This window comes from Pedobacter sp. SG908 (assembly GCF_011759615.1).
Lineage (GTDB): Bacteria > Bacteroidota > Bacteroidia > Sphingobacteriales > Sphingobacteriaceae > Pedobacter > Pedobacter riviphilus.
The window spans coordinates 1,297,649-1,318,692 of record NZ_JAAOYY010000002.1; the positions used below are offsets into that span (position 1 = coordinate 1,297,649).

At 39.0% G+C, this 21,044-nt stretch carries 22 protein-coding genes; 12 read left to right on the plus strand and 10 right to left on the minus strand.

Annotated elements, in window-relative coordinates; all coding sequences use genetic code 11:
- Window position 1: 1 nt before the first annotated feature.
- A complete protein-coding gene (locus FHT21_RS20620; RefSeq protein WP_167296581.1) occupies window positions 2-508 on the plus strand; it encodes a gluconokinase in 507 nt (168 codons plus the stop codon).
- Here the strand turns inward: FHT21_RS20620 and FHT21_RS20625 are convergent.
- Window positions 486-1,760, minus strand: a complete 1,275-nt coding sequence (locus tag FHT21_RS20625; RefSeq protein ID WP_317169964.1) for a glycosyltransferase N-terminal domain-containing protein — start codon at window positions 1,758-1,760, stop codon at window positions 486-488. The two genes, FHT21_RS20620 and FHT21_RS20625, sit on opposite strands and share 23 nt — an antisense overlap.
- Before the next feature lie 175 nt (window positions 1,761-1,935).
- Here FHT21_RS20625 and FHT21_RS20630 point away from each other — a divergent pair, with 175 nt between their 5' ends.
- From FHT21_RS20630 to FHT21_RS20650, 5 genes are read left to right on the plus strand one after another with little or no spacing between them, the layout of a single operon-like run.
- Window positions 1,936-3,246 (plus strand): UDP-glucose/GDP-mannose dehydrogenase family protein, encoded by a 1,311-nt coding sequence (locus tag FHT21_RS20630; protein ID WP_167296582.1) that lies wholly within the window; start codon window positions 1,936-1,938, stop codon window positions 3,244-3,246.
- Between the two features lies 1 nt (window position 3,247).
- On the plus strand, window positions 3,248-4,237 hold the full coding sequence (locus tag FHT21_RS20635) for a UDP-glucuronic acid decarboxylase family protein (RefSeq protein WP_167296583.1): 990 nt from the start codon (window positions 3,248-3,250) through the stop codon (window positions 4,235-4,237).
- A 1-nt stretch (window position 4,238) separates the two neighbouring features.
- Window positions 4,239-5,261, plus strand: coding sequence for a UDP-glucose 4-epimerase GalE (gene galE / locus FHT21_RS20640; RefSeq protein WP_167296584.1), 1,023 nt, complete (start codon window positions 4,239-4,241; stop codon window positions 5,259-5,261).
- Window positions 5,262-5,819 (plus strand): hypothetical protein, encoded by a 558-nt coding sequence (locus FHT21_RS20645; RefSeq protein WP_167296585.1) that lies wholly within the window; start codon window positions 5,262-5,264, stop codon window positions 5,817-5,819.
- A 17-nt stretch (window positions 5,820-5,836) separates the two neighbouring features.
- Window positions 5,837-6,574 carry a CpsB/CapC family capsule biosynthesis tyrosine phosphatase gene (locus tag FHT21_RS20650; protein ID WP_167296586.1) on the plus strand — a complete coding sequence of 246 codons (738 nt, stop codon included), beginning with the start codon at window positions 5,837-5,839 and terminating at the stop codon, window positions 6,572-6,574.
- Window positions 6,575-6,681: 107 nt separating this feature from the next.
- Here FHT21_RS20650 and FHT21_RS20655 read toward each other — a convergent pair whose 3' ends face one another.
- Both FHT21_RS20655 and FHT21_RS20660 read right to left on the minus strand, forming a co-directional pair.
- A complete protein-coding gene (locus FHT21_RS20655; protein ID WP_167296587.1) occupies window positions 6,682-7,911 on the minus strand; it encodes an ABC transporter permease in 1,230 nt (409 codons plus the stop codon).
- A gap of 102 nt (window positions 7,912-8,013) precedes the next feature.
- Window positions 8,014-8,367, minus strand: a complete 354-nt coding sequence (locus tag FHT21_RS20660) for an iron-sulfur cluster assembly accessory protein (RefSeq protein ID WP_057931114.1) — start codon at window positions 8,365-8,367, stop codon at window positions 8,014-8,016.
- Between the two features lie 92 nt (window positions 8,368-8,459).
- Between FHT21_RS20660 and FHT21_RS20665 the strand changes: the two genes are divergently transcribed.
- The 3 genes from FHT21_RS20665 (at window position 8,460) to dnaA (ending at window position 12,592) form a co-directional block, all read left to right on the plus strand.
- On the plus strand, window positions 8,460-8,990 hold the full coding sequence (locus FHT21_RS20665) for a hypothetical protein (RefSeq protein ID WP_167296588.1): 531 nt from the start codon (window positions 8,460-8,462) through the stop codon (window positions 8,988-8,990).
- 82 nt (window positions 8,991-9,072) lie between these two features.
- Window positions 9,073-10,620, plus strand: a complete 1,548-nt coding sequence (locus FHT21_RS20670) for a methylmalonyl-CoA mutase family protein (protein ID WP_167296589.1) — start codon at window positions 9,073-9,075, stop codon at window positions 10,618-10,620.
- Window positions 10,621-11,161: 541 nt separating this feature from the next.
- Window positions 11,162-12,592 (plus strand): chromosomal replication initiator protein DnaA, encoded by a 1,431-nt coding sequence (dnaA, locus tag FHT21_RS20675; protein WP_121287815.1) that lies wholly within the window; start codon window positions 11,162-11,164, stop codon window positions 12,590-12,592.
- Between the two features lie 130 nt (window positions 12,593-12,722).
- Here dnaA and FHT21_RS20680 read toward each other — a convergent pair whose 3' ends face one another.
- From FHT21_RS20680 to FHT21_RS20700, 5 genes are all read right to left on the minus strand, one after another.
- On the minus strand, window positions 12,723-13,271 hold the full coding sequence (locus FHT21_RS20680) for an NUDIX hydrolase (protein ID WP_208398996.1): 549 nt from the start codon (window positions 13,269-13,271) through the stop codon (window positions 12,723-12,725).
- A gap of 49 nt (window positions 13,272-13,320) precedes the next feature.
- A complete protein-coding gene (locus FHT21_RS20685) occupies window positions 13,321-13,710 on the minus strand; it encodes a hypothetical protein (protein WP_167296590.1) in 390 nt (129 codons plus the stop codon).
- 76 nt (window positions 13,711-13,786) lie between these two features.
- Window positions 13,787-14,560 carry a TPM domain-containing protein gene (locus tag FHT21_RS20690; protein ID WP_167296591.1) on the minus strand — a complete coding sequence of 258 codons (774 nt, stop codon included), beginning with the start codon at window positions 14,558-14,560 and terminating at the stop codon, window positions 13,787-13,789.
- A gap of 3 nt (window positions 14,561-14,563) precedes the next feature.
- Entirely contained in the window at window positions 14,564-15,007 is a 444-nt protein-coding gene (locus tag FHT21_RS20695) for a TPM domain-containing protein (RefSeq protein WP_167296592.1), read from the minus strand.
- An 83-nt stretch (window positions 15,008-15,090) separates the two neighbouring features.
- Window positions 15,091-15,672 carry a LemA family protein gene (locus FHT21_RS20700; protein ID WP_029275651.1) on the minus strand — a complete coding sequence of 194 codons (582 nt, stop codon included), beginning with the start codon at window positions 15,670-15,672 and terminating at the stop codon, window positions 15,091-15,093.
- A gap of 580 nt (window positions 15,673-16,252) precedes the next feature.
- On the opposite strand from FHT21_RS20700, the gene FHT21_RS20705 reads away from it, so the two are divergent.
- Genes FHT21_RS20705 through FHT21_RS20715 form a run of 3 tightly spaced genes read left to right on the plus strand, consistent with a single transcriptional unit; the run spans window position 16,253 to window position 18,681 of the window.
- On the plus strand, window positions 16,253-17,794 hold the full coding sequence (locus tag FHT21_RS20705) for an FAD-dependent protein (RefSeq protein ID WP_167296593.1): 1,542 nt from the start codon (window positions 16,253-16,255) through the stop codon (window positions 17,792-17,794).
- Window positions 17,795-17,827: 33 nt separating this feature from the next.
- Window positions 17,828-18,295: a DinB family protein gene (locus FHT21_RS20710; RefSeq protein WP_167296594.1), complete on the plus strand. Its 468-nt coding sequence runs from the start codon at window positions 17,828-17,830 to the stop codon at window positions 18,293-18,295.
- Window positions 18,296-18,321: 26 nt separating this feature from the next.
- On the plus strand, window positions 18,322-18,681 hold the full coding sequence (locus FHT21_RS20715; RefSeq protein ID WP_167296595.1) for a CoA-binding protein: 360 nt from the start codon (window positions 18,322-18,324) through the stop codon (window positions 18,679-18,681).
- On the opposite strand, the gene FHT21_RS20720 is transcribed toward FHT21_RS20715, so the two are convergent.
- Both FHT21_RS20720 and FHT21_RS20725 read right to left on the minus strand, forming a co-directional pair.
- Window positions 18,678-19,787, minus strand: coding sequence for an acyloxyacyl hydrolase (locus FHT21_RS20720; RefSeq protein ID WP_167296596.1), 1,110 nt, complete (start codon window positions 19,785-19,787; stop codon window positions 18,678-18,680). The two genes, FHT21_RS20715 and FHT21_RS20720, sit on opposite strands and share 4 nt — an antisense overlap.
- Window positions 19,787-20,743, minus strand: coding sequence for a lipid A deacylase LpxR family protein (locus FHT21_RS20725; protein WP_167296597.1), 957 nt, complete (start codon window positions 20,741-20,743; stop codon window positions 19,787-19,789). The genes FHT21_RS20720 and FHT21_RS20725 overlap by 1 nt, the downstream gene beginning before the upstream one ends.
- Window positions 20,744-21,044: the final 301 nt, after the last annotated feature.

The following is a 21,044-nucleotide window of genomic DNA, read 5'->3' on the forward strand; positions in this document are numbered from 1 at the left end:
TATGGCGAGCTTTATTGTTTTAATGGGCGTTTCGGGAAGTGGTAAAACAGTAGTTGGTAAAGCTTTGGCCCCGAGAATAAATGCTGAATTTATAGATGGCGATAACCTGCATTCGCAACGCAATGTAGATAAAATGGCTGCCGGAATTCCGTTAACAGATGCAGATCGTTTAGGTTGGCTACAGCTGATTGCGAAAGTTGGCCGCGAACATGTTGCCCATGGTACAAGCTGTATTATTGCTTGTTCTGCACTCAAGAAATCTTATCGCGATTTGCTGAGAACAGATAATGCATCAATCTGCTTTATTTATTTAAAAGGAAGTTTCGATTTAATTCACAATCGGATTATTAAACGTTCTCATCAATATATGCCAAGTAGTTTATTGAAAAGTCAGTTTGAAACATTGGAAGAGCCACAAACTGATGAACTGGATATAGTAACGGTTTCAATTGATCAGAGCATTCCCGAAATCATAGCAGAAATTGTTAAGACCGATCTGATTTCGTAATCATCGAAATAATCTGATCGGTTGCTCCTTTTTTATCTGTAACATATCTTTTGGCTTGCTTTGCGGCATCTTCATTTTTGGCAAAACCCTCAAAAGCATCAATCAATTCCTCAGCGCTAGAAATGCTTTTGGCCGCACCTATGTCAATTAAATCTTTTGCTTCCTGAAATTTATCGTATTTCGGGCCGAAAATTACAGGCAAGCCAAACGCTGCAGCTTCCAAGGTGTTGTGTATTCCCGTTCCAAAACCACCACCAATATATGCTACATTTCCATATTGATATAATGAAGAGAGCATACCAATGTTGTCAATTATTAAGATTTGAGATTTGAGAGCCGAGATTTGAGAACTTTCATCTGCCAACTGCGTACTGAAAACTGAAAACCGTGCACTGCCAACTGAAAACTGTTTCTCGATACTTTCGATATGGCTTTCGTGGATCTCGTGTGGCGCAATGATAAATTTCCAGTTGGGATATTTTTCAGGCAAAGCCGATAATATTTTTTCATCCTCAGGCCAGGTGCTTCCGCAAACTAATGTAGGGGAGTTGCCGATAAAGCTTTCGATCAGGACAAGCTGTTTTGGCGATTGCGCATTTTCATAAACACGATCGAAACGGGTATCACCATTTATGGTTACATTATTTAACCCGATCGATTTTAAAAGATTTTTACTTTCTTCATTTTGTACAAAAAAGTAAGTAACAGATTTTAAAATATTGCGGTAAAAACTACCGTACCATTTAAAAAATGCCTGACTTTCTCTAAAAATCCCTGAAATCACATATAAAGGAATGCCCCGATCTTTTAATTCCTTAAAATAAAAATGCCAAAATTCGTACTTGGTAAAAATGGCCATTTCAGGATTAATGCTTGCTATAAAACGTTTGGCATGAGCTGGGGTATCAATGGGGAGATAAAATACATCTGCCAGGGCATAATTTTTTCTGATTTCATATCCCGAAGGAGAGAAAAAAGTTACTACGATTTTCTTAGCAGGATAAAGGGCTTTTAGCTTTTCTAAAACTGGTCTGCCCTGTTCAAATTCGCCCAAAGAGGCAAAATGAAACCATATATGTTTTTCGCTCGGATTAATTTTCTGAGCAATTTGTGTATAGACGTTTTTACGGCCATTTATAAACAGCTTCGCTTTAGGATTGAATAAAGAAAATATCCTGATAAGCAAAGTGTAAAGCCGAATTCCGATTATGTAAAGCAAAAGCATTAGTGTAATTTCATATCTTCGTGCCAAGATAAAACGAATATATTTAAAAAGCTTAAAAATATATGGAAGTCTCACGATTTGGCCTATCATTCAGTACAATAAATAGACAGATTATGATTGCTCCATTGCAGCTAAAATAACCGAGCTTGCGAGCTCATTAAAAACCGATAAAAAACAATTTAATTGTTTAATAAATTAACAGATGAAGATAGCCGTTATTGGTACCGGATACGTAGGTTTAGTTACCGGAACCTGTTTAGCAGAAACAGGAAATGATGTAATATGTGTTGACATTAACGAAGCAAAGGTAAAACAAATGAAGGCTGGTGAAGTGCCGATTTACGAGCCCGGTTTAGATCTTTTGTTCCATAGAAATATAGAACAGGAAAGGTTAACCTTTACAACGAACCTTGCAGATGCCGTAAAAGAAGCGCAGATTATTTTTATGGCTTTGCCAACGCCTCCAGGTGGAGATGGCGCTGCTGATCTTTCTTATATTTTAGGCGCTGCAAAGGATATTTCCAAACTGATTACCGAATATAAGGTCATCGTAAATAAATCAACTGTTCCCGTTGGAACGGCCGATAAAGTAAAGGCTGTTTTTGCCGAAAATACTTCGATTGAAGTAGATGTGGTATCCAATCCTGAGTTTTTAAGGGAGGGTGTAGCTGTTGACGATTTTATGAAACCTGATCGTGTGGTTTTAGGAACTAAAAGCGAAAGGGCGAAAAAGCTGATGACTGAATTATACGGTCCTTATGTACGTCAGGGAAACCCAATTCTTTTTATGGATGAGCGTTCTTCTGAATTAACTAAATACGCGGCAAACTCTTTCCTTGCCACCAAAATCACCTTCATGAACGAAATCGCAAACCTTTGCGAACTGGTAGGTGCTGATGTTGATTCGGTAAGAAGGGGCATAGGCTCTGATGACCGTATCGGTAAACGTTTCCTTTTTCCGGGCGTAGGTTACGGTGGTTCTTGTTTCCCGAAAGATGTTCAGGCACTGGTAAAATCATCTGATGATTATGCCTACGATTTTCAGATCCTGAAATCGGTAATGGAGGTTAACGAAAGACAAAAAACAATCCTTGTTGATAAGGTGCTTAAATATTACAAAGGCGATATCAAAGGCAAACATTTTGCACTTTGGGGTTTGGCCTTTAAACCAGAAACCGACGATATCCGCGAGGCACCGGCCTTATATATTATCGACGCATTGGTTAAAAACGGTGCTACCGTTACCGTATTTGATCCGGAGGCAATGGCCAATGTTAAAAACGTTATCGGCGATCAGGTAAACTATGCCAAAAACCAATACGAAGCTTTAGAAGGTGCTGACGCCCTGTTGATTGCAACTGAATGGTCGGTTTTCCGTAATCCTGATTTTGAGAAAATCGACAACATCTTAAAAAATAAAGTGGTTTTCGATGGTCGAAATTTATACGATTTACAAAAAATGATCGATCTTGGCTATTATTATAACAGCATAGGTAGAAAATTAATAGATTAAAATGGGGCAGAAGAGAATATTGATTACAGGTGCAGCCGGATTTTTAGGCTCACACCTTTGTGATCGTTTTGTGAATGAGGGTTATCATGTTATCGGAATGGATAACCTGATTACGGGCGATTTGGCAAATATCGAACACCTGTTCAAGCTGGAGAATTTTGAGTTTTATAACCACGATGTTTCCAAATTTGTACATATTCCAGGCAAACTTCATTACATTTTACATTTTGCTTCACCCGCAAGTCCGATAGATTACCTTAAAATCCCGATCCAGACACTTAAAGTAGGTTCGTTAGGCACACATAACCTTTTGGGTTTGGCCCGCAATAAAAATGCAAGAATGCTGATTGCTTCAACTTCTGAAGTTTATGGCGATCCAAGCGTAAATCCTCAGCCAGAGGAATATTGGGGCAATGTAAATCCGGTTGGTCCACGTGGTGTTTACGACGAGGCCAAACGCTTTCAGGAAGCTATTACTATGGCCTACCATACTTTCCATGGCGTAGAAACAAGAATCGTTAGGATTTTTAATACCTATGGGCCGAGAATGCGCCTGAATGATGGTCGTGTTTTACCTGCTTTTATCGGCCAGGCTTTAAGAGGAGAAGATTTAACTATCTTTGGCGACGGAAGTCAGACACGTTCTTTCTGTTATGTTGATGATCTGATTGAAGGGATTTACCGTTTATTGATGAGCGACTATGCACAGCCGGTAAACATTGGTAATCCAGATGAAATTACCATCAAGCAATTCTGTGAGGAAATTATCAAACTTACAGGCACTACGCAGAAAATCGTTTATAAAGAACTTCCGCAGGATGATCCTAAACAGCGCAGACCGGATATTACCAAAGCGAGAGAGATATTGGGATGGGAGCCCAAGATAGGCCGCGCCGAAGGATTGAAGATTACATACGAATATTTTAAATCATTGCCTGCAGAGGCTTTGGAGAAGATAGATCATAAAGATTTTACCACATTTAACCGTTAAAATGGCAAAAATATTAGTTACTGGCGGAACAGGATACATAGGTTCGCACACAGCAGTAGAGTTACACAACGCAGGATACGAAGTCGTAATTGTTGATAACCTTTCTAACTCGAATATCAAAATTTTAACCCAGCTTCATGCCATCACTGGCAAATGGTTCGATTTTCATGAAATAGATCTGCAGGATGACAGAGCTGTTCAGGATTTTGCAGAAAACCATACCGATATTGATGGAATTATTCACTTTGCAGCATCAAAAGCTGTAGGCGAATCGGTAGAACAGCCTTTAAAATACTATAAAAACAATTTTTATGGTTTAATTAACCTGTTAACCTCGTTTAACAGGAAGATTAATTTTGTGTTTTCTTCATCTTGCACCGTTTATGGCCAGCCAGAAACTTTACCTGTAACCGAAGCTGCACCAGTACAGAAAGCCGAATCTCCTTACGGAAATACCAAACAGATTGCCGAAGAAATATTGGCAGAAACTGCTGCAGTAACTCCTGACCTGAATGTTATCGCTTTGCGTTATTTCAATCCTGTTGGAGCGCATGAAACCGCTTTAATTGGCGAATTGCCAAATGGTATTCCTGCCAACCTAGTTCCGTTCATCACACAATCGGCCATTGGCAAACGCGGCCCGATTACCGTTTATGGCGATGATTATAATACTCCTGATGGTTCTGCCATCCGCGATTATATCCACGTAGTAGATCTTGCTAAAGCACACGTTGCAGCCATCAAAAAATTAGAAGAAGGAAACCCTAACGGTAATTACGATGTTTTCAACATTGGTACGGGTAAAGGTTCTTCAGTTTTAGAGATTATTGCTGCTTTTGAGAGAGTGAACGGAGAAAAACTTGAGTATAAAATCGGTCCAAGAAGGGCAGGTGATATTGTTCAGATTTATGGCGACGTACAAAAAGCGAATAACGAACTGGGCTGGAAAGCTAATCTTGATATCAACGAAATGATGCGCTCTGCATGGGAGTGGGAAAAATACATTAAGGCTAACCCTTTTTAAATGAAGTTATCGGAGCACAAGGATCTAAAAGCTGCTATAACAGAATTGCCTGTCAAAGAAAAAGACAAGCTATTACTCCGTTTGGTGGCCAAAGATAAAGTGCTTACAGAGCATCTTCATTACAAATTATTAGAAGATGAAACCGATTTGGAAGATCGGAAAGAAAGGATTAAAACCGATGTGGAAGAACAGGTTCTGGAACTGAAAAAACTAAATGCCAAAGAGGCATTGGTAAAGGTTCGGAAGATGATCACCTCGGTTAATCATTTTTATAAAGTGACTAAAGATCCGGTTGGTGAGGTAGAATTGAAACTGTTTATCCTCAATGCCATTCCTTTTGATTATAAGAAAACAATTTTTGGTTACCGCGATTTTATGATGCTTTTTAGTATATTTTACCTAAAAACTGTTGCGGTAACCATAAATAAATTTAAAAAACTGCACGAAGATCTGCAGTTTGATTTAAGTGAAGACTTAAATAATTTGCTCGATAAAATCTATTCCTCTAAATTAGCTGGTGCAGCGGAGGCAAGCAATTTGCCAAAAGAGATAAGTTAAAACTATGATCTATCATTATGTTCGGATTATTTAAAAAGAAAAAAATAGCACCCGAATTTAATTTCTCCGGTATCGGCACAGATATGCACTCGCACATTATTCCAGGGATTGATGATGGCGCACAAACACTTAAAGATTCTTTTCTTTTGGCCAAAAAATTTAAAGATTTGGGTTATAAGAAGCTAATTGCAACTCCGCACATCATGGCCGATTATTTTCGGAATACGCCCGATACCATTAACCGTGGATTAGACACGTTAAGAAAAGGCTTACAGGAAACCGAACTCGATCTGGAAGTTGATGCTGCAGCAGAATATTATCTGGATGAAACCTTGGAAAAAAAAATCAGACAGAAAGAGGTTTTAACTTTTGGGAATAATTATCTTTTGTTTGAATTATCATATATAAACGCCCCTCAGAACCTGATCGATTTTATAAAGATGATGCAGGATGCTGGATATAAGCCTGTATTGGCGCATCCTGAGCGTTACCCTTACTACTACAACTCTTTTGAAAGCTATCATAAGATCAGGGAAACCGGCTGCTTGCTGCAAATGAACGGTATTGCTTTAACCGGTTATTATGGTGGTGGCGCAAAAAAAGTGGCAGGAGAGATGGTCGAAAACCACATGGTTGATTTTGTAGGCAGCGATATGCACCATTTAAAACATGCTGCAGCGCTCGAAGATAGCCTTAGCATACCCTTAATGCAACAACTGCTTACCCAGTCTCAATTGAGTAACGCATTGCTGTAGAAAGGTTAATTGTTTAAACTGTATAAATTGGTTAACTGTTTTATGAAATATGTTAAGCCAATTGTAGGTTTGCAGTTAACCAGTTTAAACAATTAACCGATTTAACATTATTCGTACCTCAAGGCCTCCACAGGATCTAGTTTTGATGCTTTTTTAGCAGGATAATATCCAGATAGGATTCCTACAAACACGCATAATACAAAACCGCCAATAATAAATAACCAAGGAATTAAGAATGCACCACCCATTGCGAGGGAGATCAGGTTCCCTAAAACTATTCCCAGGAAAATACCTAAAGCACCACCCATTAAACAGATTACCACGGCCTCGATTAAAAACTGGCGACGGATTACCTTCGGGTTTGCGCCAATGGCTTTACGGATACCAATTTCGCGTGTACGTTCAGTAACCGAAACCAGCATGATATTCATTAGGCCGATTGAGGCTCCAATTAAGGTAATAATTCCAATGGCAACACCACCAATAGCTACAAAAGCCAAGTTTTCGAATAATGTTTGAGCAATAGCATCACTCTTGGTAATCTCGAAATTATTGGTTTCATTCACTTTTACTTTCCGGATATTTCTGAATAACGCAGTAGATTCTCCGATAATGTTTTCCTGCATCTCATTGCTGGGTACCATTACCGTTATGGTATAAGATGGATTGGCATTGGCGTTAATCTGTTTGGCTTTTAGCAAAGGCACATAAACTGCCCTATCGCCGCTAAAGCCCATACTCGATCCTTTTTTCTCTAATATGCCAACAATTTTAAAGCGGTTATTACCTACGTTGATCAGTTTGTCTAATGGATCGGAATCTTTAAATAATTTTTCAACCACTTCGCCACCAACAATGCAAACATTGCTTCCGAGTTGTATTTCAGAAACACTAAAATTTCTTCCTTGTGATAAATTTAATCCCTGAGAGGCTAAACCATTTTCATCTATCCCCTGAACATTAATATTTGGATTGGTTTTTAAGCTCCCGTACTTTATTGTAGAACCACCGCTGGCAAAAACACTTACGGCAACAGTTGCAGGGGTATTCAGGCTATCTTTAAATTTAACGGCATCTTCATAGCGGATGGCTTTAAAAGGTTTTGGGCGTTTACCATTTCCAATTCTAATTCCTGTACCGCGGTTTCTAATGGTGAAAGAGTTGGCTCCCATGCTACTAAAAGCATCAGTCATACTTTTCTTCACAGCATCTAGAGTGGTTAAAATCCCAACCAAAGCCATTAAACCAATGGCAATAATTAAGGCGGTAAGCATTGTACGCAAGCGGTTCGCTTTAATAGATTCTAATGCCAGTCTGATGTTTTCTCTGTAATTCATTTAGTATTGCGGTAAGCGTTTGGCGGACAAAGCTTGTAAAAATAAAAAAAGTCCCGATGTTTAGACAAGGGGACTGCACTATATGTTACAATAATATTTTATTTATGCCGAGAAACTCGTACCACAACCACAGGTGCTGGTTGCATTAGGATTAACGAAAGTAAAACCACGTGAATTTAATCCATCCTGCCAATCGATCATCATGCCCATTAAGTACATCTGGTGTGCTTTGTTCATGAAAACCTTGATGCCATCTATAAAAAATTCCTGATCACCATCTTTTTTCTGATCGAAACCTAAAACGTAATTCATGCCGGCACAGCCACCACCTTCTACGCCAACACGTAATCCATAATCTTCACTAATCTCCTGCTGATCCTTTAATTTATATAACTCTTTAGCTGCTCCTTCTGAAAAAGTAACCGGTGCAAATGCTGTATCAACTGTTGTGCTCATGTTATTTAAATTTTATCTGTTACAAATATAAATAATAATGCACATTTTTGCTTTTAACGGTTCGTTAATATTACCGTAATTAAACAATACTTATGAATACCCAACAAATTTTAGTTGATATAGTGATCTTATTTGCAGGCATTTTCATCGCATTAATGGCTGTTTATTATATTTTAAAGAACGATATCCAGCGTTTCTTTAGCCTGAAAACCATTGAGCTCAATAAAGAAAGCCGGGCGCACATTTTACCCTTGAGGTTACAGGCACACGAACGTTTAATCATATTTATAGATCGCATTAACCCTGCAAATTTGCTCGTTCGCCTGCATCAGCAAGGAATTGCCATTGCAACTTTACAGGCAGGGATCTTAAATGAAGTGCGTTCCGAATATCAGCACAATATTACCCAGCAACTGTATGTAGATCGTGTAACCTGGAATGTGGTGCGTAAACTGAAAGATGATACCATAGCAATGATTAATAATGCGGTGCAAGGTTTACCCGCAGATGCAAACGGAATTGAGCTGAGTAAAGCAATTTTACAGCACATGGCTAGCATTGATGAAAATCCTTACGATCTAACCATTGAGCTGATTAAAAAGGACATTCATCAGCTTTTTTGACAAGGTGTAACCAGTTTTAATAGTTAACCAACTTAGCTGGCCTAATGAATCAATGGCTATTGAACTAATGAACTAACCAATTATGAGCGAAAAAAAGCACACCACCACTTCAGGTATTGAAATAAAGGCGCTGTATACCGAAGCAAGGCCAACGGAAGAGCTGCCCGGAGAATTTCCTTTTACCAGGGGAATCCAGAAAGATATGTACCGGGGACGCTTATGGACTATGCGGCAGTATGCCGGTTTTTCAACCGCTGAGGAATCGAACAAACGTTATCATTATTTATTGGCCCAGGGAACAACGGGCTTATCTGTTGCTTTTGATCTTCCAACTCAAATTGGTTACGACTCTGATCATGAAATGGCCGACGGAGAGGTGGGTAAGGTAGGGGTGGCTATCGATTCGCTAAAGGATATTGAAATTTTATTTGATGGTATCGAGTTGAAAGATATCACCACTTCGATGACGATTAATGCAACGGCTTCAATTTTACTGGCCATGTATATTGCGCTGGCTAAAAAACAAGGTGCAGATTTAAAACAGATTTCAGGGACGATACAGAATGATATATTAAAAGAATACGCTGCAAGAGGCACATATATCTACCCGCCAAAGCAATCTATGCGTTTGATTACCGATATTTTTGAGTTTTGTAGTAAAGAAGTTCCGAAGTGGAATACCATTTCTATATCTGGCTACCACATACGTGAAGCTGGATCAACTGCTGTGCAAGAACTTGCTTTTACATTAGCTAACGGTAAAACCTACCTAAAAGCAGCGCTGGATAAAGGTTTAGATATTAATGTGTTTGCGAAACGGTTATCGTTCTTCTTCAATTGCCACAATAATTTCTTTGAAGAAATAGCTAAATTTAGGGCTGCAAGGCGGATGTGGGCGAAAATTACCAAAGATTTGGGTGCCACAGACGAAAAAGCACAGATGCTAAGATTTCATACCCAAACCGGAGGCTCAACCTTAACAGCTCAACAACCATTAAACAATGTAATCAGGGTAAGCAATCAGGCTATGGCTGCAGTTCTTGGCGGAACTCAATCCCTACATACCAATGGTTATGATGAAGCACTTTCGCTTCCAACCGAATCGGCTGCAAAAATTGCTTTACGAACCCAGCAGATCATTGCCTTCGAGAGCGGCGTTACCGATACCGTAGATCCATTGGCTGGGTCGTTCTTTGTAGAAAGCTTAACCGATGAAGTAGAGGCTGCTGCCTGGACTTATATCGACCGGATAGATGTAATGGGTGGCTCGGTTAATGCCATCGAAAGCAATTATATGCAAAATGAGATTGCTGATGCAGCTTACCAATATCAAAAAGAAATCGAAAATGGTGAAAGGATTTCGGTAGGTGTAAATAAATTTACCCAAGAGGAAGAGGGGCTAGCGGAGGTTTTTAATATTGATGATTCTATACGCAAGCTGCAAACTGAAAAACTGGAAGAATTAAAAACAACCCGCGATAACGATGCTGTAGAAAAAGCACTGCAGAGGTTGCATGAGGCGGCTAAAGGCGAAGATAATCTGATGCCGTTAATTATAGATGCGGTTGAAAAGTATGCTACACTTGGCGAAATTGCAGATGTGTTTAGGGAAGTTTTTGGCGTTTACTAAGGAAATTTAAGTACCCTTGTTTTGTACTTTATTCCAGATTAAATTAAAGGTATCTTGCTTTTACTAGGGACCTAATAAAATGAACAGAAATCTTGTTCACTGACCTTAAATTAACGGGTTAAAGTGTCGTAAAATTCATACAATAACAAAGTTTATTGAAATAATTTAAATGATCTGTATTAATTGATGTTAATTTATTTATCTTATGGCTTTGATTTTCAGATTATTCGAGATTAAAAAAGGCTAAAACGCTTAACCAATGCCTAAAATGGCTTAGATTTTGCTTTTTTAACAGCAATTCGAAGTGGAGAGGGTATTTTGACGTTAAATAATGGTTAATGTGGATAACCAGTGTTAATAAATAGTTATCAACATAAAAAATTGAGGTTAAGCGGGCTACTATATTCCTTATCAGTACGTTACGATTTATTTGAAATTTTTGTTTAAAATGTTGATAATTTTCTCAATATTCGTAGTCCCTAAACGGACCATCCCTTTAATTCGAATAGGCACTGTAAACCAATAAATTATAGAAATCGCAATGGAAAAAACTTGTACAGAAGTATGGAAGAACTGTCTTCAAATTATTAAGGATAACATTCCGAGCCAAAGTTTCAAAACTTGGTTCGAGCCAATAACAGCCCTTAAATTGGAAGGTAAGGTTTTAACTATACAGGTGCCAAGTTTGTTCTTTTACGAATGGCTTGAAGAACATTATGTAGGCTTGCTACGCAAGACTGTAAAAAAACAACTTGGAGAGGATGGCAGGTTGGAATATAACATCGTTGTAGATAAATCATCAAACAGCGGTAATCCTTATACTACCAATATGCCCTCAAATGGAAATGGAGCGGAGGCAAAGGTACAATCGATGCCGATTCCGGTTTCCATTAATAAGGATATTAAAAACCCTTTTATTATCCCTGGATTAAAAAAATTAAATGTTGATCCACAGTTAAACGCTAATTATACTTTCGAAAATTATATTGAGGGAGACTGCAACCGCTTGGCACGTTCTGCAGGTTACGCTGTAGCTGCTAAACCAGGAGGTACATCTTTTAATCCTTTAATGATTTACGGTGGAGTAGGTTTGGGTAAAACACACCTGGCGCAAGCAATCGGTAACGAGATTAAACGCAGCATGCCAGATAAGTTGGTGATCTATGTAAGCTGTGAGAAATTCTGCCAGCAGTTTGTAGATTCACTAAAAAACAACACCATTAACGATTTCGTTAACTTTTATCAGGCAATGGATGTGATCATTATGGATGATGTACACAACTTTGCAGGTAAGGAAAAAACACAGGATATTTTCTTCCATATCTTTAACCACCTACACCAATCGGGCAAACAGGTAATCTTAACATCTGATAAAGCACCGAAAGATTTAGCTGGTTTGGAAGAACGTTTGTTAAGCCGTTTTAAATGGGGTTTATCTGCAGATTTACAGATTCCTGATCTTGAAACGCGTATTGCCATCTTAAGAAAGAAAATGTATGCTGATGGTATTGAGTTACCAGGCGAGGTGGTAGAATATGTTGCACACAATATTGATAACAATGTGCGTGAACTGGAAGGTGCTATGGTTTCGTTGCTGGCACAAGCTACTTTGAATAAAAAAGAAATCGATTTAGCACTTGCTAAGCAAATGTTGAAGAACTTTATCAAAAATACTTCTAAAGAAATTTCAATGGAATATATCCAGAAATTGGTTTGTGAGTATTTCGAAGTTCCTGTAGATATGGTTAAATCGCAAACACGTAAACGCGAAATTGTTCAGGCACGTCAGATTTCGATGTACCTTTCTAAAAGTCACACTAAATCATCGCTAAAAACGATTGGCGCTTTCTTCGGTGGCCGCGATCACAGTACCGTAATTTATGCTTGCCAAACAGTAGAAGATTTAATTGATACTGATAAAAAGTTCAAAGCTTACGTACACGATATCCAAAAGAAATTAAAAATGAGCTAAACTTAAGTGCAAGGGCAGAAAGATAGAAGGGTTTAAATTAAAATTTTTCGTTCATGTTCAAAAGTTTATTCAACCACAATAAAGGCCAGATATTTCATCTGGCCTTTATTGTGATGTGTTTTTTAAATATTTAAAGCTTTTCCAGTTCGGCTAAGCCGTAGTGTAAGGCCGCAACATGTAGTGCCTGAGCTATTTTATTGTCATTGATTAACTGTTTAACTTCATCAACGGTGTATTCCTCAACATTTAAAATTTCGTGTTCATCTAAATGCTGTTCATGAGTTTTAATGCCACCGGTTAAGAAATAAGTAAAAGTTCTATTGTTTGATGTTGCAGGATTAGGATAAAGCTCGGCAATAAATTTGCAGGTTTTAAAACTATAACCGGTTTCTTCTAAGAGTTCGCGTTTAACCGCAAACTCTGGCGCTTCATCTCCATCAATCACACCGCCCGGCACTTCAAGAGAAACAATATCAGCTGCATGGCGGTACTGGCGCACCATGATGATTTTTCCTTCTTCTGTTAATGCAATTGCATTAACCCAGTTTGGATACTCTAAAACATAGTAGTCGTCTTTTATAATGCCATCAGGAAGTTTAACCTCGTCTACCCTTAAGGTAGCCCACTTTTCTCTTACTAAATATTTAGAGGCAATTTTTTGCCACTTTTCTATAATCATTATTTTATTTATGTTAATTGAATTACTCCAAACTGAAAACCGCTAACTCTTAGCTGAGGTACTGTTGTATCGTTTTTTGACGGTGCAAGTTTACCAAGTGCACAATCTTGTGCCGATCTGACAGGAATTGATAGACTAAATTCAGCTTTGGGGCAATCATTCGGTTTCTATCAGGGGTTATGCCTAACTCGTAATATAAGAATTCGCTCAGTGAGTCGAGTTTTTCGGGAGGAATATTACCTTCAGTTAGCCAGTTTTCAAAAACTGTCAGATCTTCATTTTCCAGAATTTCTTTTGGTAATTGAAAGCCGCTTTCCATAGTTTCGTCAAAAAGCTGATTGGCCTCGGCTAACTTGCCCTCTAACTTTAAACCCATAATACGGGCCAAAACCTGTGCAAGTTTTTGTATTTCTGCCGTGATTAAATCTCTTCTGTACATATTGTTGTAATGGTTTAATCTGTTGGAAAGTTGTAACGTTCAAAAAGGAACAGATTCTAACTTATGGACTATGGACCTACCAGCTTCCGCTGCTACCACCTCCTCCGAAGCTTCCGCCGCCAAAACCACCAAATCCGCCTCCTCCACCAGAAGAACCACCTCCCCAGCCACCGCTGCTTCGGCCGCCGCCGCCGCTTCCAAAAAGCATAGCCCAAAACAGCGCATTAGATGCTCCACGTCCGCCAATTACTTCGCTCCCGCCTCCGCCACCTTTTCGCATAATGATGATAATCACGATTACGATAATAATAATAATCACAATGCTACCACCGCCTCCACCTTTCTTTGAAGAAGTTTTAGGACTATCGTTTTTATATTCGCCTCTGGTATACTTTATAATCGACGTTGTACCTTCATCCAAGCCAGCATAATAATTTCCTGCTCTAAAATTGGGTTTAATATCGTTGTCAATAATACGCTTGGCATAAATATCGGGTAATGCGCCTTCTAAGCCATAACCTGTTTGAATAGAGATTTTTCGATCGCCAACTGCCACAACGATCATAATACCATTGTTTTTACCACTTTGGCCAACACCCCATTTTCTACCCAGTTCTACCGCATATTCATTAATATCGTAATCGCCGACTGATTTTAGTATTGCTATTGCAATCTGCGTAGAAGAAGAATCGTTAAAGGTTACCAGTTTATTTTCAAGCGCCTGTTTTTGCTCTGCAGACAATACATTGGCATAATCGTTAACTAAGGTGTTTGGCTTTTCAGGAAAATCCTGCGCAAAAGCGAAAGCAAATAATAAACTGAACAGTGATAATAAGAATATTTTCTTCATCTCTTATTTGTTCTCTAGGTTATCCATAAAAACAATATCGTTTGGCAACTCATTAATATCGCCTTTTTGCGGCGGGAAGAACAAGGCTAGCTTTTCTCCGGCCAACGCTACACCTGCAATAATGCCCTCGGCCAAATTGCCTTTTGCAAAATGTGCTGTCATCGCAATTTTAGTAGTTTCCCAAAAGTTTTCAGGTACTAGCTGGTGAATCCCAACATCGCCAATAATGGCAAATTTATGATCGGCATGTGCCAAATAAATGAGCACGCCATTTCTTTTTGCTGTTTTATCCATATCCAGTTTAGCAAAATATTCGGTAGCTTTTTCATATGGATCGCCTGCGCAATGTTTGTCAATAGCAATTCTAATTTCTCCAGAAGTTGCTCTTTCTGCATCGGAGATCGCGTTTGCTATTTTTTCTTGTTCAATATCTGAAAATAACGACATGTGCTTATTTTGTATGAAGTAAAAAGGGTAATAAATGCTTAGTTAATAAACATTCACTACCCTTATATATTGTGTTGAGAATATTAAAATTCTACTTTAGGTGCATCTTTTGCAGTGGCATCGGCCTCAAAATATCCTTTAGCTTTAAAGCCGAACATACCAGCTGTTAAATTCGTAGGGAAGGATCTGATTTTGCCGTTATATTCCTGTACCGCATCGTTAAAATCTTTACGGGCAACAGTAATCCTGTTTTCGGTACTTTCTAACTGTGCTGATAAATCACTGAATTGCTGTGTAGCTCTTAGTTCAGGGTAATTTTCAGTAATCGATAATAATTTACCCAAAGCCTGGCTCAATTGTCCCTGTGCAGCCTGGTATTTCTGGATGTTTTCTGGTGTCAGTTCATCCGCTTTAACCGTCATCTGTGTTGCTTTTGCACGTGCTTCGGTTACGGCAGTTAACGTACCCTGCTCAAATTTAGCTGCCCCTTTTACTGTAGCTACCAGGTTCGGAATTAAATCTGCTCTTCTTTGATATTGGGTTTGTACGGTTCCCCATTTCGATTTAACGTTCTCATCCAGTTTAACCATGCTGTTATATCCGCATGAACTTAAAGTGCTCACTGCAATAACTGCAGCTAAAATTCCAAATATTAATCTTTTCATTTTTATGGTTTTTGTCTTTTTAATAGAATTGATTTATGGTCAATTTACGAATTAGATATCAAATTGCATGCCTTTGTTACAATTTCGGTATTTATGTGACAGGTTGACAAACAACACAGAGATTTTAATAAAGTAAAATTAGAACATTTGATAGGATAATTAAATAAAAACCTATGCAAGTTCAGCCGAGTTCTTTTGTTTTGGAGCGCACGGCCTTTTACTTTTTTTAATGTTCATCCTGCTCTCCGCTTTATCCCGATAGAAAACCTGTGAAACAAGCAAGCACACCAAAATATAACATAAACCGGTGCTTAAATCAGGATGCCTGCTCCGGTCAGTGCTGAAAACTTTTACCTGTAACACGGAAAATCGGCATAGTAGCAGAAAACTAACAAAACTAAACCCGATCGAACGGATGCCCCGATTTTTTCTATCGGGGCAGGAGGTAGAGCGGGAAGAAAAAGGCCTATGGAATACTGCAATTGCTTTCCGAACAAATGAATAATTTCTGAGGGTTCAAATGAATTTTATTAGACAGTTACCTATCTTTGTAGCGTTCGGGATAAAAACCTGACATGATATGCAAAAAGACATCGAAATTACGTTGCTCCCGCACGAGGTAGAGCAAACAGAGGTGATTAACCAGAAACTGGCTGAAGCCCTAAAATTACCTGGATCGAGAATTAAAGGCTACGAAATCCTGAAAAGATCAATAGATGCTCGCTCGAGAAAAGTGATATTCAGACTTCAGGTGAAAGTTTTTGTAGATGAGGAAGCCATTCCCGAAGTATACACCATTAATTATAAAAATGTAAGCGATGCAAAGCCGGTGATTATTATCGGGGCTGGCCCAGCAGGCTTGTTTGCAGCTTTGCAGTGTATAGAGAATGGATTAAAGCCCATTATTATAGAACGTGGTAAAGATGTAAAACAACGCCGGAGAGATTTGGCTGCCATAAACAAGCAGGGTTTAGTGAATACTGAATCTAATTATTGTTATGGTGAAGGTGGCGCAGGAACCTATTCGGATGGTAAATTGTATACCCGATCTAATAAAAGGGGCGATATTAACAAGGTGCTACAGGTATTTGTAAACCATGGGGCAGAAGCTGATATTGCCATTGATGCCCGTCCACATATAGGTACCAATAAACTTCCCCATATTATTACTTCCATAAAAGATACGATCCTGAATGCTGGGGGTGAAGTGAGGTTCGATAGTAGGATGACTGATCTTTTGATTGAATTCGGAAAAGTAAAAGGAATTGAAATAAATTTTGAAGAAAAGTTGTTTGCTGATGATATTATCTTGGCAACTGGCCATTCTGCAAGAGATGTGTACGAATTGTTGAACAGTAAAAATATCCTGATTGAGACAAAACCATTTGCTTTAGGCGTACGGATTGAGCATCCTCAGGAAATTATTGATTCAGCTCAATACCACTGCGATATTAGATCAGAGTTTTTACCTCCAGCGTACTACAGCTTGGTTGAGCAGGTTGGTGCCCGCGGGGTATTTTCTTTTTGCATGTGCCCGGGCGGTATTATTGCGCCTTGTTCAACAGGAGAAAATGAAATCGTGGTAAATGGCTGGTCGCCATCTAAACGGAATAATCCTTATGCCAATTCGGGAACAGTGGTTCAGGTTACCTTAAATGATGTTGTGGGTTACGATCCGCTTAGGATGTTGCATTTCCAATCGGAGGTTGAAAAAATGGCTTTTGAGGCCGGAGGTGGAAACCTGGTAGCTCCTGCACAACGAATGGTCGATTTTGTGAACAATAAATTATCGATCGATTTACCAAAGAACTCGTATCTGCCTGGTACCAAAAGTTCGATGCTGGATAATATTTTACCCGATTTCGTATCGGATAGTTTACGTGCGGCATTACCCTTATTTGGGAAAAAAATTAAAGGTTATTATACAAATGAAGCCATTTTGGTAGGGGTAGAAAGTAGAACTTCCTCTCCGGTTAGGATTCCGAGAGATAAAGAGACTTATCAGCACCCTCAGATAAAAGGTTTATATCCTTGTGCTGAAGGTGCAGGTTATGCCGGCGGAATTGTATCGGCAGCAATAGATGGCATTAACTGTGCAAATGCAATATTAAATGTATCTTAACAAACTTTATATTTCGCCAATTGTTGTTTAGGTATGTTTAATATCACGAACGAAATAAAAAAGGCATTTAATGGCGATGCCTGGCATGGTAACCATGTAATGCAGACCTTAAATAACGTTAACCCTGAAAGTGCGTTTAGCCATTTTGTACCGGGCGCACACTCTATTGCCGAAATTGCCCTGCATTTAACGGCATGGACAGAAGAAGTTACCTCAAGACTGAGCGGGAAACCTGCTGCAGGACCTGCAATGGGCGATTGGCCAGTACCAGAAAGTAGGACACCAAAGGCTTGGGAGCGAATTATTTTTAATTTTAAAATTGCAAATGAAGAGCTCATCCGCCTGTGCGAAGGCATAAAAAACAACCAATGGGATGATGAAGTAAAGGGTGAGCGGAATCCAGCTTTGGGAACAGGCGTAACCAATGCTGAGCTTTTAAGTGGTTTAGCGCAGCACCATGCTTACCATTCTGGCCAAATTGCTTTGCTTTCTAAGTTTTAGTAATTCATCTGCGTAATCAAATTATAATGAAGAAGACACTTATTATTGGTGCATCACCAAACCCATCAAGATATGCCTATAAAGCAGCTCATATGCTCACGCGCTTTAATCACGAAATTATTAACGTGGGCATAAAGAAAGGAGAGGTTGCAGGCGTAGAAATTGAAGAACCAGATCAGATACATTCTGATATAGACACCGTAACTTTATATATTGGCCCAGCCTTACAGGCGCAATACCACGATTACATCCTTGCAACAAAGCCCAAACGGGTAATTTTCAACCCAGGAACTGAAAATTATGAGCTGGAAAAATTATTGGATAAACACCATATCGAACCAGTTGAAGCCTGTACCTTGGTATTGCTAAGCACAGGGCAATATTAGAATTTATAAACTGCACCCCAGTTCACAAAATCTGCCTGGGCAAAGTGCATATAGGTTTTGGCCTGTAAGCCAATGTGCGGCGTAATATTAAAAGTAGGCCCGAATGTCCAGTACCAGGTCGCTTTATCCATCAATCTGTTGTAGTGGATGTATTTCCCAATCTGTGCCGCAACGGTTACACGCCATAAGTTGATATCGGCGCCAATGCTGATCCCCGTACGCCATTTATCATAAGAAGTACCGTAGTTCTGGAAGGTTTCTCTATAATTATCCGGGTCAAATACAGTATAATAATAAACCGCATCTGCTCCTGCTTTAAGCGACATTATATCATTCAGGTAAAAATTGTAACCTGCATATAAGCCGCTTTTGTATAAGCTTTTGTTCCTGTTCGCAAATACGCCCCTTGCGCCTAAACCCGCACTAAGCTCAATCGAATTACGTTGCAAAGTGGTGTAAGTGCTTTTCCGCTCAGCAGTTAATGTTTTCGGATTGTTTAGTTTAAGCCCGATGTAAACATTTCCGGTATTCAAACCCCCATTGGGTACAGTAGCTCCACCATTCGATACATGTAAAAAACCAAAACCGACCAATAGATCGGTGTATTGGCTCATGGGCAGCTCCATTCCTAAGTCCGCCTTTATAGTTTCGTTGATCGGGCTTCCCAGAAATCTGTTTTTGATATTATTAAAGTAATACTTGTTCGTATAACCCAAGCCAACTCCTGGCGTAAAATTAAACTTTGCTTTTCCTACTCTGAATAATTGAAAGTCCATTTGCGCCACCAGACCATATATCTGACCAAAAGCATTGGCCGAAGTATCTTTTGTACCTTTCAGTTTGCTCAGGTTTCTGAAAATAAAACCGATCCCGTAAGATTTAGCACCACTAAAACCAATCCATTTATCGCTATTCTGGCTAATGTCTTTAAAATAAGCCGCGTCAAATCCTGTAATCTGATCCTGAAACAAGTGTCCCTGATCATTATTTATATGTGTGCCAAATATGGGCTTGAGAATAATGGAACGGTTTTCTGGTGCAATTTGAGCTTCAGCAAATGCCAAGCCAGTAATAACAAAAATAAAAGAGAGTAGTAGTTTTTTCATTAGCTTTTACTAAAACGATAAGCAAGACTATAAAAGGCATAACGGTAGCCAGTGGCGCTGTTTTTAACTTCGTTCGAAGTAAAGGTAGCGGTATAGTTGGCGGTCCAGCGTGCAATAGCAAAAGTTAAACCTATCTGCGTAGTAAAAACAATCGGTTTGGGCTTAAAGGTAATTGGCCCTTTATCGTTCAAAAATAATCCTCCCTGCAAACTCGAATCGAAAGCAACAGCATGTAACTGCGGGCTAACTGAAAGGAAAAGCTCGTATTTACGTTGCGCTTTATTTGTATGGTTATTGCTCACCAAGCTATTAAAGGCTGAGGAACCGTCCATATCATTAAATCTGCCCAGGCGGAACATTGTGCCAAGATTTGCTTTTGTAATTACGTTGCCAACCGCTGCTGAAGTTATTCCCGTAATGTCGAATATCTTATTATTTGTGCTCAATAAAAGCCTGTTGTATTCTATGCCTAAGTTTAATGTTGGTTCGCTGTTTAAGCCGTACTCCCATCCTTCAATCTGGTTTTGACCAACCAGTTTATGAAATGCTTTTTGAAACTCTTCGCCCAAGGCATCCTTTCCGGTAAGTCCAATCTGCGCAGAAACTTTAAGCATCTGTTTATTTGTGTAAAACCGACTGTAATTTGCCTCACCATAAAGGTATGCCGTAAAAGGGCGGTCGTGCAGGGCGGGGTTTGGTGCAAAGCTGTAATAAGGGTTGTATATTTTTTGACCAAGCTCGAAACCGATAATTTCTTTACTTCTCCCTGCTTTTAAGTGCGCTCCATTAAGGGCATGCCTATATTTAATAAAAGCACCGTTTGTATAATAACGATCGCTGGTAATATCAATGTAGGCATCGTTCTCAGAGATAATAACAAGCTCATTTTTATAATTTTGCGCATAACCAATCTCTGTCATGCCGATAAATAGCAGAGAAAAGTATAGTTTGAGCATCAACTTCATTTATTTGGATGATTTAATAAAGCCATAAAAGTATTAATTATTGTTTAAAAATCGATACGATAGGTGATGCTACATTATATAGCAGAGAGTATTACTTATATACTATACTAAGTGTTGTTTGTTTTTCCGTAAATCAGGTTCAGTGCTACTATATAGGTTTGTTCCCGCTTTCCATTTCAAGTCCTCGCTGCGCTGCGGGCTTTCCATTGCAATCGGGTTTATGTTGCAGGGGCAGTGCAGGGTACACTGTCATGGCGCCCAAAAAAAGATAAAATAGCCTTTCAGCCCTTAA

Coding starts and splice junctions, on each gene's coding strand:
- FHT21_RS20680 (WP_208398996.1), bottom strand. CDS start 13,271: ATGATTATAGAAAAGTGGCAAAAAATTGCCTCTAAATATTTAGTAAGA.
- FHT21_RS20660 (WP_057931114.1), bottom strand. CDS start 8,367: ATGAGCACAACAGTTGATACAGCATTTGCACCGGTTACTTTTTCAGAA.
- FHT21_RS20700 (WP_029275651.1), bottom strand. CDS start 15,672: ATGAAAAGATTAATATTTGGAATTTTAGCTGCAGTTATTGCAGTGAGC.
- FHT21_RS20690 (WP_167296591.1), bottom strand. CDS start 14,560: ATGAAGAAAATATTCTTATTATCACTGTTCAGTTTATTATTTGCTTTC.
- FHT21_RS20665 (WP_167296588.1), top strand. CDS start 8,460: ATGAATACCCAACAAATTTTAGTTGATATAGTGATCTTATTTGCAGGC.
- FHT21_RS20620 (WP_167296581.1), top strand. CDS start 2: ATGGCGAGCTTTATTGTTTTAATGGGCGTTTCGGGAAGTGGTAAAACA.
- FHT21_RS20645 (WP_167296585.1), top strand. CDS start 5,262: ATGAAGTTATCGGAGCACAAGGATCTAAAAGCTGCTATAACAGAATTG.
- FHT21_RS20685 (WP_167296590.1), bottom strand. CDS start 13,710: ATGTACAGAAGAGATTTAATCACGGCAGAAATACAAAAACTTGCACAG.
- FHT21_RS20710 (WP_167296594.1), top strand. CDS start 17,828: ATGTTTAATATCACGAACGAAATAAAAAAGGCATTTAATGGCGATGCC.
- FHT21_RS20695 (WP_167296592.1), bottom strand. CDS start 15,007: ATGTCGTTATTTTCAGATATTGAACAAGAAAAAATAGCAAACGCGATC.
- FHT21_RS20670 (WP_167296589.1), top strand. CDS start 9,073: ATGAGCGAAAAAAAGCACACCACCACTTCAGGTATTGAAATAAAGGCG.
- FHT21_RS20630 (WP_167296582.1), top strand. CDS start 1,936: ATGAAGATAGCCGTTATTGGTACCGGATACGTAGGTTTAGTTACCGGA.
- galE (WP_167296584.1), top strand. CDS start 4,239: ATGGCAAAAATATTAGTTACTGGCGGAACAGGATACATAGGTTCGCAC.
- FHT21_RS20705 (WP_167296593.1), top strand. CDS start 16,253: ATGCAAAAAGACATCGAAATTACGTTGCTCCCGCACGAGGTAGAGCAA.
- FHT21_RS20635 (WP_167296583.1), top strand. CDS start 3,248: ATGGGGCAGAAGAGAATATTGATTACAGGTGCAGCCGGATTTTTAGGC.
- FHT21_RS20715 (WP_167296595.1), top strand. CDS start 18,322: ATGAAGAAGACACTTATTATTGGTGCATCACCAAACCCATCAAGATAT.
- FHT21_RS20720 (WP_167296596.1), bottom strand. CDS start 19,787: ATGAAAAAACTACTACTCTCTTTTATTTTTGTTATTACTGGCTTGGCA.
- FHT21_RS20725 (WP_167296597.1), bottom strand. CDS start 20,743: ATGCTCAAACTATACTTTTCTCTGCTATTTATCGGCATGACAGAGATT.
- dnaA (WP_121287815.1), top strand. CDS start 11,162: ATGGAAAAAACTTGTACAGAAGTATGGAAGAACTGTCTTCAAATTATT.
- FHT21_RS20650 (WP_167296586.1), top strand. CDS start 5,837: ATGTTCGGATTATTTAAAAAGAAAAAAATAGCACCCGAATTTAATTTC.
- FHT21_RS20655 (WP_167296587.1), bottom strand. CDS start 7,911: ATGAATTACAGAGAAAACATCAGACTGGCATTAGAATCTATTAAAGCG.